This is a genomic window from Micromonospora sp. NPDC048871 (assembly GCF_043198155.1).
In the GTDB taxonomy this organism is placed as follows: Bacteria; Actinomycetota; Actinomycetes; order Mycobacteriales; family Micromonosporaceae; genus Micromonospora.
This window is the reverse complement of the sequence record NZ_JBICUM010000016.1, coordinates 78,576-91,406: the sequence shown is the minus strand read 5'-3', so window position 1 is coordinate 91,406 and position 12,831 is coordinate 78,576. Positions and strand designations below refer to the sequence as shown.

At 60.8% G+C, this 12,831-nt stretch carries 12 protein-coding genes; 3 read left to right on the top strand and 9 right to left on the bottom strand.

The genetic code is table 11. The features are described from left to right. Positions 1-321: 321 nt before the first annotated feature. A complete protein-coding gene (locus ACGFIK_RS25515) occupies positions 322-1,512 on the top strand; it encodes an ISAs1 family transposase (RefSeq protein ID WP_327024679.1) in 1,191 nt (396 codons plus the stop codon). A 1,048-nt stretch (positions 1,513-2,560) separates the two neighbouring features. Here the strand turns inward: ACGFIK_RS25515 and ACGFIK_RS25510 are convergent. Continuing rightward, complete coding sequence (locus tag ACGFIK_RS25510) at positions 2,561-3,349, bottom strand: hypothetical protein (protein WP_327024678.1); 789 nt, start codon at positions 3,347-3,349, stop codon at positions 2,561-2,563. Next, on the bottom strand, positions 3,346-4,110 hold the full coding sequence (locus ACGFIK_RS25505) for an ABC transporter ATP-binding protein (RefSeq protein ID WP_393341665.1): 765 nt from the start codon (positions 4,108-4,110) through the stop codon (positions 3,346-3,348). Before ACGFIK_RS25505 ends, ACGFIK_RS25510 begins: the two co-directional genes overlap by 4 nt. 1,449 nt (positions 4,111-5,559) lie before the next feature. Between ACGFIK_RS25505 and ACGFIK_RS25500 the strand changes: the two genes are divergently transcribed. Then, positions 5,560-5,730: a hypothetical protein gene (locus ACGFIK_RS25500; protein ID WP_327024677.1), complete on the top strand. Its 171-nt coding sequence runs from the start codon at positions 5,560-5,562 to the stop codon at positions 5,728-5,730. On the opposite strand, the gene ACGFIK_RS25495 is transcribed toward ACGFIK_RS25500, so the two are convergent. The 4 genes from ACGFIK_RS25495 to ACGFIK_RS25480 form a co-directional block, all read right to left on the bottom strand. Beyond that, positions 5,714-6,481 (bottom strand): glycosyltransferase, encoded by a 768-nt coding sequence (locus tag ACGFIK_RS25495; protein WP_327024676.1) that lies wholly within the window; start codon positions 6,479-6,481, stop codon positions 5,714-5,716. The genes ACGFIK_RS25500 and ACGFIK_RS25495 overlap by 17 nt on opposite strands. Continuing rightward, positions 6,478-7,359 carry a GntR family transcriptional regulator gene (locus ACGFIK_RS25490; RefSeq protein ID WP_327024675.1) on the bottom strand — a complete coding sequence of 294 codons (882 nt, stop codon included), beginning with the start codon at positions 7,357-7,359 and terminating at the stop codon, positions 6,478-6,480. Before ACGFIK_RS25490 ends, ACGFIK_RS25495 begins: the two co-directional genes overlap by 4 nt. A 67-nt stretch (positions 7,360-7,426) precedes the next feature. Beyond that, positions 7,427-7,771, bottom strand: coding sequence for a hypothetical protein (locus ACGFIK_RS25485; RefSeq protein ID WP_327024674.1), 345 nt, complete (start codon positions 7,769-7,771; stop codon positions 7,427-7,429). A 318-nt stretch (positions 7,772-8,089) separates the two neighbouring features. Then, positions 8,090-8,221 (bottom strand): hypothetical protein, encoded by a 132-nt coding sequence (locus tag ACGFIK_RS25480; RefSeq protein WP_327024673.1) that lies wholly within the window; start codon positions 8,219-8,221, stop codon positions 8,090-8,092. A 422-nt stretch (positions 8,222-8,643) separates the two neighbouring features. Between ACGFIK_RS25480 and ACGFIK_RS25475 the strand changes: the two genes are divergently transcribed. Beyond that, positions 8,644-9,072: a GntR family transcriptional regulator gene (locus ACGFIK_RS25475; RefSeq protein WP_327024672.1), complete on the top strand. Its 429-nt coding sequence runs from the start codon at positions 8,644-8,646 to the stop codon at positions 9,070-9,072. A 46-nt stretch (positions 9,073-9,118) separates the two neighbouring features. Here ACGFIK_RS25475 and ACGFIK_RS25470 read toward each other — a convergent pair whose 3' ends face one another. Genes ACGFIK_RS25470 through ACGFIK_RS25460 form a run of 3 tightly spaced genes read right to left on the bottom strand, consistent with a single transcriptional unit; the run spans position 9,119 to position 12,750 of the window. Then, the gene (locus tag ACGFIK_RS25470; protein WP_327024671.1) at positions 9,119-11,092 is read right to left on the bottom strand and encodes a DUF3732 domain-containing protein; all 1,974 of its coding nucleotides are present in this window, start codon (positions 11,090-11,092) and stop codon (positions 9,119-9,121) included. Positions 11,093-11,095: 3 nt separating this feature from the next. Then, positions 11,096-11,566 (bottom strand): three component ABC system middle component, encoded by a 471-nt coding sequence (locus ACGFIK_RS25465; RefSeq protein WP_327024670.1) that lies wholly within the window; start codon positions 11,564-11,566, stop codon positions 11,096-11,098. Continuing rightward, the gene (locus ACGFIK_RS25460) at positions 11,563-12,750 is read right to left on the bottom strand and encodes an ABC-three component system protein (RefSeq protein WP_327024669.1); all 1,188 of its coding nucleotides are present in this window, start codon (positions 12,748-12,750) and stop codon (positions 11,563-11,565) included. Before ACGFIK_RS25460 ends, ACGFIK_RS25465 begins: the two co-directional genes overlap by 4 nt. Positions 12,751-12,831 lie beyond the last annotated feature (81 nt).

Below are 12,831 nucleotides of genomic sequence, written 5' to 3'. Positions count from 1 at the left end.
CGGGGAACTACCTGGCCGCCACCGGGGAAAAACCATGGCCGCCAGCGGGGAAAACTACTGGCCGCCTACGGGGAAATCTGATTGGCCGTTGACAAGCACCCGCAAGCTGTCCAGCTTGCTCGTCGGCTCAATGAGGTCTATTCATCGTGATGGGCCTGGTCACGGTGGGCAGGGGCTTTGCGTAGTCGACTGAGGGCGCTTCTGACCTGAGCCTTCGCGGGGTCATCGGCCTGGTTGGAGGGTGATGTAGGACGGGTGTGGTCCGTCGGTGATCATGGAGTTGCTGAGACAACATGACACCGAGAAGGACCACACCCGCGCATGTCATCATCGCTGATCGACGTGATCCGTCTGCATGCCCCCGCCCCACCCGACTCTTCGACTGCTGGCGGTGAGGCGTTTGGCCTGTTGGAGGCTTTGGCGAGGGTTCCCGATCCGCGTGACCCGCGTGGTGTGCGGTATCCGCTGGCGAGCGTGCTCGCGGTGGCGGTGTGTGCGGTGATGGCCGGGGCTTGCACGTTCGCCGCGATCGTGGACTGGGTGGATGATCTCGGTGCGTCGGCGTGGGGCCGGCTCGGGTTCACCGGCCGGGTGCCGGTGCTGAGTACGGTGTGGCGGCTGCTGGTCCGCGTTGACGCCGAGACGTTGACGGCGGTCCTGGCCGACTGGCTGTGCTCGCGGGTGTCGGCGCCGCCGCCGGTGCGGAGGGTCATCGCGGTGGACGGCAAGGTGCTGCGGGGCGCGGTCCTGCCCGAGGGACGGGTCCATCTGCTGTCGGCCTACGACACCTGCACCGGTGTGGTCCTGGCACAGGTCCAGGTCGCGGCGAAGTCGAACGAAATTCCGGCGTTCGCCCCGCTGCTGGAGCAGGTCAAGGCACGGCTGGGCAGCCTGGCCGGGGTAGTGATCGTCGCTGACGCCCTGCACACGCAGGTCGCCCACGCCCGCACTGTCGCCGCTGCCGGCGGGGACCTGTACGTGTCGGTCAAGGCCAACCAGCCGACCTTGTACGCCCAACTCAAACGGCTGCCCTGGGCGCAGGTGCCAATCGGGCACCAACACCGCGACACCGGACACGGCCGCCGCGAGACCCGCACCGTCAAGGCGCTGACCCTGCAGACTCCCGGCGGCATCGGCTTTCCCCATGCTCAGCAGGCCGTCCGGATCACCCGCACCCGCACGATCGCCGGCAAGCGAACCCGGGAAACGGTCTATCTGGTGGCGTCACTGCCCGCCGCCCACGCCCAGCCCGCTGACCTGCAGCAATGGGCCCGCCTGGAATGGCACATCGAGAACCGGCTGCACTGGGTCCGCGATGTGACCTTCGGCGAGGACACCCACCGAGCCCGCACCGGCACCGGACCCGCCGTCACAGCCGTCCTGCGCAACACCGCCATCGGCTTCCACCGCGGCAACGGCGAAACCAACATCGCCAGAGCCACCCGACGCGCCAACCGCCGCCCCCACGACCTCATCACCACCGTGACCAGCAGCTACTCGACTACGCAATGACCCTGTCACGGTGGGTGCGGGGAAGGGTCTGTCGACATAGGAGGAGACCCCCGTTGAAAACAGCAGTCGACCAAGATCCGATGCCCCAACCGGGAGCCTCGCTGGCTGTCTTACCCGTCCGCGGTCGCGCTGTCCAACCGCACCCCGGACCATCTGGCCGACCTCATCCGCGTCGAACGCACCCGCCGTCGGGGCCGGTGGGGACGCCTCGACGCGGGCTGGCAGGCCCTATTCGCACCGCCCGGACACCCGATGCAGCCTTCACTGGCCGTAGGTAGGAAGACACCAACCCACCCTACGGCCGGAATTTGTGCGCAGATCCGCCCACCATAAACCCGAAACGCCAGGCCACCGCCACGAGCCCGCGCACGCCCCATTATCGTGAGCCAGGCCAGGAAAGGGGACACGATGAGATCTATAGTGGCATGACCCATACCCTCAGACCGAAACTCCTACAAATCCTCTGCTGAGTAGGTGGGATACGAGCCTCTCCACACGAAAAGCGCTAAGCCTCCCACCGTGACTGTTAGGGCAGCCAGATAGCTCCACCTACTAGGATGAGCTAAGACGAGATCCCACCAGTTCTCTCCACGTGAGAGATAAAAGCAAACCAGCAGGTACGCTCCTGGCGGCAGCGTAACGTACACTTTCGGTAGCATCGTCACAGCAGCACTCGTCAACGACGTAATTACCAGCGCCCCCCGCAATAGCGGAGGAAAAAACCACCAGTAGTCTAGGACCAGACAAGACGTTATTACCCCGGCAGACGCAACAAGTATCAGCAAAACGCTGACAGTGAAGCGAAGATGCCATTGTCGACGGCCAGCTGTAATTTCGCCCGCTTCCGTCCGAGGAAGTTGCAACAAAGCCGCCGAAATCAGAACCGTCGCACCAATAACCAGCGCAACCGGCGCCACGGATGACACTGATGCATACAGCAGCTCAGGTGGCGTTCGATATGCCGCGATCCCAGCAATCAGCGTGCCGCACGCTGCGGCCAGCAACACATAGCGCACACTATATACAACCAGAAGTACGCCTAAGGTCTTCACGGTAGACTTAGTGGAAGGTCGGGACTAGCATCTGACCCATTTATCGCGAGCAGAGTTGCCCCAATGGCCGATATTGCGATACCGAGATAAAGAACAAGGCCAGGTCTACGCGGCGCAGCAGTTATCCACAGGTTTACACCTAAGAGCAAAACCGTAAGGCCGGAAAACCAAAAATATTCACCGACGAGCCAAAGAGCATACGGTTGAGGGCTAAAGGAATCGCCGAAGGCTGGCCCGAGCCATTGCCACCAGTAGTCATCGCCAAAAATAGCGAAGAAAGCCGCGAAGAAGTAGGCTGAAATAAAGGCGACCGGCACGGCTAGAGCCGGTCTAAACCAAACACCGATGACCTGTCCAATTGCACAACAGGCCGCAAGCGCTAGGGCACCAACACCAACAGCAGCCGATCCCACAAGTAGCTTCGAGGTAATTCCGAAAGCAACCGTCGTCCCAATTACGTATGCGAGCCAACCGCCAAGAACTGGCGCGTAAGCGGCGATGAACTGAATCAGTACCCGATCGATTTCTGGTCGCGAAGAGCTTGCAAGTATGTCTTTCCCGCCATAGCGGTTGTGACGACTGGCGATCAGGGCAGACAATGCTGCCGCGATTGCAATTCCTACGATTCCCGACTCTAACTGAAGACCGGCCAAGGCTACCATGTCGCGGGGTGGTTCGGAGAGCCTCTGAATAAAGGCACTTACGCTATAGCTCAAATAAAGCGCCACAATGATGAGCGCAGCCGGAGCAAGAATTCTATCGGTGTAGAAGCGCAGAGCCCTCATACCTTCATCCCCGTCACGGCAGCGAACCCTGCTGCGATCCCGGCAGCATCTCGGCCAACGCCAGGGGCTCGGGCAGCTAGGTCGGCGGGACTTCCCGAAAAAATTGAGCGCCCTCCTGCAATGACAGCTACAGACGTACACAAAGTCGCTACATCTTCCACAAGGTGAGTGCTCAGAACGACGGCAGCCTCTCTACCGATCGTGCGAATCAAATCGTGGAAACGCAGGCGTTGCTCTGGGTCAAGACCCGCAGTAGGCTCATCGAGTAGTAGAATCTTCGGACTGTGAACTAGCGCCATTGCGATACCCAGTCGACGAAGCATTCCGCCCGAGAGCTGCCCGGTCTTGACTGTCGCTTTCTTTGAGAGGTCAACCATGGCCAACGCGGCACGCGCTTTATGTTCACCCTCCCGACCGTCTATACCTTTCAACCATGCGGCATACGCCACCTGGTCCACCGCTGAAAGGTGACGCAAAACCAATGGGTGCTGCGGAGCATAACCAAGCTCTTTTCTCACGCTCCGCAGCACCGTGCCACGCGCACTTACCTCGCGCCCAAGTAACCGAAGCGAACCCCCACTCGGCGCAATCGCCGTCGAAAGCGAACGCATCAGCGTCGTCTTTCCAGCTCCATTCGGTCCCAGCAGCCCTAGGACACCACAAGCTTCAAGGTGAAGATCCACGTGATGGACAATAGTACGACGACCGATGGCCACGGCAAGCGCGTTAGCGTCGATGCTAAGAGTGGGTGAATCTGACATGGGCGGATTCTAGCAGTTCATCTCACGACGCGAACTCTGGGCAGGGCTTTCGTTGTTAATTTGCGCCTCGGTGTATATCTGGTCGTTGTCTTGGCAGGTGGTCGTTCTTACGTCCCAAAGTACACCGAGATTAAAATTTCTCGACTCATGATCATGAACTACATCCGGAAGGTTGTTTCGATCTTCCTTGATTCTTCCATGAAGGGTCGCCTGAGGCACCAGGCGGGTGCACTCGACATAAACACGACCGGTTATTTCACTACCACTGAAGGTGGGGGCGATGGCATACCTTTCGCAGGCAGGGTACGCATATGCCGGCACCTGGACGGCCGCAATTGAGCCCGCAGTGGCAACGAAAAACGCAAGAACAACCCGTGCGGTTCTTATCATACCATTCTCTTTCACTAGAACATTCAGTCATCGCACCCAAGTTGCGGGAGTCGCATTTAGCACTGCATAATTTTTCCGGCGCCCTGTGTTGGATTTTCGTTATTGATTTGGGCCTCGATATAGATCTTGTCGTCATCTTGGCAAGTAGTAGTATTTATATCAGCGCCGCGTGTGCCTTCGAACGTGACGCTTTCATGATCATGAACTACATCCGGAAGGTTGTTTCGATCTTCCTTGATTCTTCCATGAAGGGTCGCCAATGCAACTTTTCGGGTACCACAGTCGACAGAGAAGTACCCATTGATTTGGTTTCCGTTGAAGTTTGGCCCTTGGGTTTGAGGTGCGTTGCACCCAGAGTAGGCGTAAGCAGTGGCATTGCTGACAACTGCACCTCCCCCCGTTGCAATCGCTAGCACCAGTAGCATCCTTGGCAATGTTCGCATTCGCGCCCCTCTTCCTTCCACTTGAAGTCTCAATCACAGCACGGCACGATGAGTTATAGCTAAACCCAAATGAGGTTAACGTGGGCTCAGTAGCGAAATGAAGATCGCCATCGCCATGATTGCTTGCACGCTGAGCGATTGTCACCGCTCCGACCCCGTTGGCTTAAGCCGTTCCTGCCGTGCGAGGGTATCTTGGCACAGATGAAGCTCTATGTCGACCTACGACACTCTGCGCTACCTTCTCATCTGAAGGGCGGACAACAGGGTGCTTTCGACGCAACCCTGCTTGTGCAGTCGTAAGACGTCTGCCCTGAGCTGGGGCCTTGGGTGCGCTAAGCGTTCGACTTTCCGGCCCGCGCCTAGCCGGCCGTAGATTGGTTGCCCAAAGTCACTGGACGGCGAGTTAGGTAGGCCGCAGGTATGCGGCGGCTGCCGCATCCACCCGGCACCTTTGCGGTGATAGACCAGCTGAAGCGGGGTGGCTTAGGGACGTCTCGTAACCCGGTGACTGTCTGGTTGGGACGGTGGCCGATGATGTCGGGGTGCGGGTGATCTCGCGGCCCGCCCGGCGTGGATCTTTTCGTTCACCGGGCTGCAGCCCGCTTAGTTCCGCCGGGTGGAGCGCGAGTTGCTGGGCCGCAACGTCCTACCGGGCCGGTGGACGTTCCAGATCATGGAGGAGTTCGACGATGGCTACTACGCGGCGTTCCAGGAGGTCGAGCGGTACGCCCGGAAGACTCTGGCCGGCGGTCGGCGGCACATCTATGAGGCTACGCCGCAGGAGTGACCGGCAATCCGTTCGGGAGCATCGAGGCCAGGGCTACGGCTCTGGCCTCAATGATTTTCATGCGGCCTTCGTACTCGATGGGTTCGCGGTGGGCGGCTTGGCTGGTGACCTGGCCGGGCCACTTGCGGTAGAGCAGCCCGTGTTCGCGCGTGAAGTAACCCTGGCTGACCGCGCTGGCGGCCAGGAGAAGGCCAGTGTCCTCAGAGGCCGGGAGCGCCATCCAGCCGCCGAGGGCCAGGAGCAGATCCCGGCGGATGCACAGCGTGGCGGGGTGGACCTGGGCGCGATAGCCGTTGGCTTGCCAGAAGGCGAGGACGGCACCGCGGCTGATGGGGCCGCCGTCCGGGTCCTTGTCCCATCCGACGGTTGACCCGTCGGGCATCAGGTCCAGGACGCGCGAGGTCGTCCAGCCGATGTGTGGGTTGGCGGCGAAGGCGGCGATGTCGCGGGCGAGGGCGCCGGCCGTGAGTTGGTCGTCCGCGTCGAGCACCTTGACCAGGTCGCCAGCGACGCGGGAGAGAGCGAGAGTACGGGCAACACCGGGGCCGCCGGGACGACCGCCGCCGATGCTGATGCGAGGGTCGTCCGGCAGCACCCCGTTCAACGCGCCAGTCTGCCCGTCCTCTTGGACGAGCCATTGCCAGTCCCACCCGTCGGGCATGTCCTGCTTGACCAACGAGTCGTACGCGCCGGCCAAGTACTCGATGCTCGGGGCGTGGACCGGGGTGATGACCGAGACGAGGTGCGTCACGTTTTCCACCGTTGCAGTTCGTGGGAGTACACAAGCTCGGTCCTGTCCCCCGGCATCACCACGTCGGCCACCTCGACGACACGGCCGGTGGTGTCGATAGAGGTCTTGCGCACGGTCAGCACAGAGACGCCGGGGTCGATGTCGAGCAGTTCGGCCTCATCCGGCGACGGCGGACGCGCCCGAACCTCGTCCTCGATGCGATCCAGCTCGACGCCGACCGTGTAGAGCTGATGCTGTGAACCGCCGGGCCAGGGCTCGTTGCTGGCGTCGAGCAGGTCCGGGTTCGCGGCCACCAGCTCATAGGGCAGGTACGAGTACGACATGGTCAGCGGCGCGTTCTCATGCTTTGACGACGTCCAGTAGACCCGGCGCAGCAGCGGCGTACCCGGCTCAACGTGCAGCGCCGCCGCCATCTCCGCGTCCGCCTCGACGCGGGTGTACTCGGCGTGGAACTTGAGGTCATGGACGGTCAGGCCGGTGTCATGCTCGGTCGCGCCGGTCTTGAGCCGCTCGGCCTCGTCCAGCAGGACCCGGTCCTTCTCCCACTGGTACCGCTCCGCGTTACGACGCCGTACCCGCTGGCGAGGTGCCCGTACGTAGGTGCCGCGCCCCTGCTCCGCGCGGACCAGGCCCCACTCCCGGAGCTGGCGGATGGCGTTGCGGACACTGGTGCGCGACAGGCCCGACGTGTCGGCCAACTCCGTCTCGGACGGCATCAGCGTGCCGGGGGCGAGTTCCCCGCTCGTGATTTTGACCCGCAACTCTTCGGCGAGTTGCAGGTAACGAGGGCGCCAGTCCCGGCCATGCACACCGGTCACCGTACCCCCTAGACGTTCCAACGACTGCCAGGTGGTCCCACCCGCCGGCCGCTCCGGCACCGGAGGCACCTCGACCACCGGCCGACGCAAACGATGCGCGGATACCGGCGTGCGGCGGGAGCTGCGGTCAGTGGCGGTCATCGTGTCCCTCCAACGGTTGTCCCTTGGCCATCACCCGCCACCGGGCGTAGGCCAGTTCGTAGATCAGCCGATCAAGCTGCCGCCGCGACAGCACCACCGATCGCGTTGCACCGGAGCGGGTCGCGTCGACCTTCACGACCGGGTCACGGCGGCGGAAGCGGTCCAGGAGCAGTTGCAGACTCACCCAGCCGCCGCCCTCGCTGCCGATCGTGGCCAACAGCCCCCGGTGCATCGGATCGTTCGGCCCACACCCCCGGCACCAGTCAGGACACGACGCCTCGTCGGCAGTGTTGACCGCCGGGGTGTAGGTCGGCTCGTCACAGCCGCCCATGCTGGCCCTCCCCTGGGCCGGCGGCTTGCGTCAGGAGCGAGCCAAGCTGATCGACCAGCTGTACCGCTTGCGGGAGGGTGAGTTCGGCCCAGCCAGCGCCGGCCCGGCAGGAGGAGTGCACCGCGACCGACGGCGGTTCGTCGTCGGAGCCGATCAGGTACGACACGACCAGTCCAGAGGACCGGACCTCACCGACCCGTAGCAGTACGCCCCGATGGCGTCGCGCCATGTGCGCCAGCACCGGCGGCACCAGATGCCCGCACCGATCCGGCGCACACCACGAAGGATGCTCCACGGCAGGCCGCCGACCTGTCTGAGTCATCGCGGCCACCGTCCGCCGTTGCCCCGGAAGATCTGCCCACGGGTCAGCAGCGGCGCATGTCGCAGCGCCGGTAGCTCACGGGTCCGCTCCATGGCCCAGCGCAGCGGAGCGGCGTTGCGAGCAGGCACGGAATCGCGGGGTCGGTTTCCTGCTGCGGGTCCGGCCTGGTCCGGCTGTCGGCGGGACCGCCAGAACGAGAACCAGGGACGTCGACGATGAGAGCCAGGCATCGCACCTCCAGGTGTAGGAGAGCCGGCGGCCGACCAGGGGGAATCAGCCGGCCACCGGCCCGACAGAGGGCACGGCGCACCGTCCGACACCGGACGGGTCGGGTATCGCCGAGCCATCGTGTACGCGCGGCCACCGCAACCGGCCCATCAAGGACGCCGCGCCTCACCCACGACCAGGCCGACGCAGCACCACCCCTGGTACACGCTGTCATCCCAGCCGCACACCCGGAAACGTACCTACAAGTGGACGAGTTGTCTACACATCAAAACGACCCTCACGGTTGGCAGTTGGTAAGACAAGTGCCAGGTACGGTGACCAGGTGCCCACCCCGCACTACGGACAGCCCCGTTATCGCATGATCGCCGATGAACTGCGTGCACTCATTGATCGCGGCGTCATCGCACCCGGATCACTCTTACCAGCCGAGAGCGTGCTCACGGCCGAGTTTCGGGCGAGCCGCGGTACCGTCCGGCAGGCTATCGCTGTATTGCGAGAGGAGGGGGTGGTAACCACCGAACACGGTAGGGGCACCTACGCCAACGCTTATCCCGACGACCGCCACTCCCGATGGCGTAGCGAACGTCACGTAAAAGAACGTCAGGTTGCTGCCGATGCGGAGCTTGCGGCACTATTTAGTGTCGATGCAGGAGCGAGATTAATCGAGACGGAAAGCGTCACCCGGAAAGGAGGCAAAGCTCACACCGTCACCCGAACGTATCGCCTCCACCCCAATCAAAGCGTTCCATGAGAAAGCCCTCGGCATACGTCGACTGGCTCAAAAGACGCCACCACGATCACTGCGCATCGTCTTGAAGCTCCGCCGCCCTAGCAATCCACTCATTCGGAATCAGCTTCTGCCCTTCTCTCCAGTTGTGGCGAACCGACTTCTGAAACCATGCCTCAGAAAGGTTCGCGTGATCACAGACGATGATTTGCAGCTGCCCCTGCAGAAGCGGGTCCGTAACAACGTCCAACATCAAACGATAGAGTCGCCGCACAGCTGCCCTGTCTGTATCGCTTTCTGCCTCGCCGGAGAGACGGGCAACCTCCGATGGGTAATAGGCTTGAGTGGGCTGGTCCAGCATCAAGAAGTGTGGAACCGGGCGCCGCTGCCGCACGAAATACCTGTGTAGGGCGAGATGCACGGCGAGATGATAGCCGACCCAGTTCTCGCCACTGCCGATCCTGTATAGAGGGGCCGGGCCGGTAGCGATATCAGCCACAACAGTCAAGCGCTTCAAGTCCAACCGAACATTCGCGCCGCGATGCTCCAATTCCAGCCGATTAGCGTAAGCCGTCATGTCAAGTCCTACAACGTTTAGTCTTGACGTCAACTGCTCCCGTTCCTCTTCTGGGTCGAGTTCCGATTCGAGCTGGTTTATGGCCTCCCTGATTGCCCCGGCCCTCTCCTGTAGTTGAACGAAGGACTCGTTATCCGATTGATTGAGCTTCCCGAGAAATAGATCGATCCGACCTTGCGTAAACGCCTGAGCCTGCATATTTCGGCGCATCTCAGAAGCCGCTCGGTCCTCAGATAGAAATTGCTCTAGAGTCTGCTCGACCCCACGCAAGCTTTGCCGCACTCGGGCAGCCTCGCTCTCTAGACTCTCAAGCGCGGCAACCCTCCTAGGCTTGGCGCCATTCACGCGCCGGAGTTGGGCGCTCATCTGGTCAAGTGTCTGTCGCAGATCCGCCACGGTCGGGTCACGGTGCTCTAGGTGAGAGTTACAGATCGGGCATACCTCACTGGAGTCATCGTTAGAGTCATGCGGGATCAGATCGATGCTGCGTAGTCGGGAAACTCCTGCGGTAACCGCCTCCTGGTACCCAGCCTCGCTTGCTTCCTGATGTTGCAGTAGTGTCCGCTGCTCTCCGATGTCCCGAAGTTCTCGCCTCAACCGATCGCGCTCGCCTTCGAGCTCGGCCCTACGACTAGCCTGCCCATCGTCATCCAGCACTAACGAGCTTCGCCTAACCTGTAGAGCCATCCGCAATAAGGCCAGCATTTCATTCCGGTCGCTTGCATCGTTGCTTGTAATCAGACCCCGAGCGTACGCCTCGTTCATCAACGATCGGAGATCAACCTCGACATCTACATTCAGCTTCTCAACTGTCCGAATTTCCGCTTCAACTCGTCTCAGCTCACGCTTCAAGCTCAGAAGATTCTGCCTCTTGAGAGCCTGGTCTGCTGGTATCGCTCCCAGAAAATAAGGCAGTGTATTCTGGATTGCCTGCTTAATATTTGAGTCACTCTGCCGGTGGAACAAGACATTCTTGTCGTCAATCTCTCCTTGGCCCTGCAAACAGAGAAGAATTGCGTGACCCAGGTTGGTCGCGAAGGACGTCCCAGCGGCTACGCCTTCGTTGACAATCTCCTCGATCCCGATCAGGCGGCTAAGCTGCTGTCTCACCCCATCGGCATCGGCATTGACAGTTAGTTCGTCAAAAGACGGAACACCTAGAGACGAATTTCCAATCTCCAGCATTGCCTGCCGCGACGAGGATCGCCCTATTCGTGGTGCTGGCCGGCCAACGAAGACCCGGTTATTGCCGATCTGGACCAATAGCGCATACCACGCAACCGTGTCCACGACAGGACCCACCGGCATTGTGGCAGTCTCACGCCCGAGGCAGAAATCTACAATATCCAGGAGGGCGCTCTTGCCGGTTGCAGAACCGCCCGTCACAACATTTAGCTCGCCAGGCACGAACTTGACCCTACGGGTGTCGCCGTCCCGATTATAAAGAATAATCTCCAGCAAGTTCATGGCTTACGGCTCCACTCCGAACAAGGCAAAGAGAGTAGGCGGATGCTTGGTTTTCGCGAACCATCGACCGGTGAGTCTCGCAGGCCTCAGCATGGGAGAGGTCTCCCTAGTTAGCACGACAGGCTGCGGAGCAGATATGACCCCATCAGATATCGATAGAATTCCGTTCCGCAAACCAAACCGCATGCCTTCACGAACTACTGGCACTAAAGACCTTGCCCTTTCGTGAAAACCAGCGTGGAGGATAGGGTTTCGACTCAACCACGTTGAGATATGAGTTCTTGTGTCTCTGGGCAAGGACCGCCTGCTAGGACCGTGCAGGATTAAGGGTGCCACTAGGAACGAAAGAGGCCAAGGAAGCGGTTCCTTTGTTTCATCCTGGTAGCCATCGGACGCACTCGCCAGTATCGCCGCCACTACGGCGGGATTTAGATAGGCAGCCTCAATTTGAGACCGTTCACGCCATGTTGTCATACAGGCTCTCTAAGGAGGACCGCTTCCAGGTGCGTCTGGAAATCAGGATGCCATCCTATACGTCCGAGGTCAGCCAACTCGTGATGCTTTCCTCTCGGGAAGAATGCCTCATCGTAGCGACTCCTGATACGGACCTGCGTCTGAGACATGAGCGTCTTCAGCAGCTTCGCACCTGCCTGCCGCCGAGTGGCGTCGTCAGCATCGGGTGGCAACTCAAGGAGCATATATTCCCGCTCCCGCTCCCATTCCTCGCAGAGCTTCCGCTCGTACCTGCTAATTTCGTCGTAGCCAATCAGTCTGTTTTCGATCCACTGCGCCGCTTGAACGTAAGCGCGGTAGTAGTCGATGATCGCCAACTCGATCAGCTTGGGAGACCACTCAACCCACCTCATCTGATGAACAAAGACATGGTCCAGGTAGTCCGAGAGGACACTAGGCTCAACGTCTCCGAGTAGCGACCTCGGCAAGTCATCGTCGGCGTACTGCGCCTTGATGTCGTCTATTTTTTGTTTGACTTGAAGGCCATTGATGCCTCGCACCTCGCCCGTCAGTAGATCAACTACCCTCTCATACCACCAACCCCACAGTTGCTGCATAAATAGATCTTCGCGCCCCGTCGGCAGCAGGATGGACAGTTCCGACCTTACAGCCCCGTCTAGGTCGCTAATCGCGGGCGAACTGTCCAACACGAACATACGGCCGACGAACACTCTCATCCGAGACTCGGCCAGGCCCAAGAATTGCCGGCGAGTATTCTCGGTCTCCTTCGAGGTGGAGTTCTTGGCAGCAGCAGCTAGTAACGACAAAGCGTCGGTCGGGTTGCGGTCGCGCCCAGGACGAAGCGCGTTTGCAGCACTGCCGACGGCCGCTCTCTGAGTTGTAACAAGAATCAGCTTCGGCCCATTTGGGTCGTCGATTATATCGGTGTCCATCCAAGCCTGGATGGTCCGCCACCAGTCAGCACTCATATCCCCCAGCGACCTCGTCGTACCTATGTGGTGTTTGAGCTGCAGACGCTCAAGGGGCGTACCACTGTCGTCCCAGGCCACATCGTCGTATAGCTCCAGGCTGACCGAGCAGTCGGGACGGTTGCGATAACCCCGTATTAGGTCGAGCAGGGGCCACTGAGACTGATACAAGTAGCCCAGCGCCGATGGGGCAGCGTTATGTGACGTAGACGACACCTAGAGCAGTCTGGCTAGATGGGGCCCCTGCTGTCTACCCCCACTTCGGCTTGAGTCGCATGCCCTACGGATGCTTACAAC

Bases quoted from the DNA above. Each gene is read 5' to 3' on its own strand.
- ACGFIK_RS25505 (WP_393341665.1), bottom strand. From the start codon at position 4,110: ATGTCAGATTCACCCACTCTTAGCATCGACGCTAACGCGCTTGCCGTG.
- ACGFIK_RS25515 (WP_327024679.1), top strand. From the start codon at position 322: ATGTCATCATCGCTGATCGACGTGATCCGTCTGCATGCCCCCGCCCCA.
- ACGFIK_RS25485 (WP_327024674.1), bottom strand. From the start codon at position 7,771: ATGGGCGGCTGTGACGAGCCGACCTACACCCCGGCGGTCAACACTGCC.
- ACGFIK_RS25470 (WP_327024671.1), bottom strand. From the start codon at position 11,092: ATGAACTTGCTGGAGATTATTCTTTATAATCGGGACGGCGACACCCGT.
- ACGFIK_RS25465 (WP_327024670.1), bottom strand. From the start codon at position 11,566: ATGACAACATGGCGTGAACGGTCTCAAATTGAGGCTGCCTATCTAAAT.
- ACGFIK_RS25510 (WP_327024678.1), bottom strand. From the start codon at position 3,349: ATGAGGGCTCTGCGCTTCTACACCGATAGAATTCTTGCTCCGGCTGCG.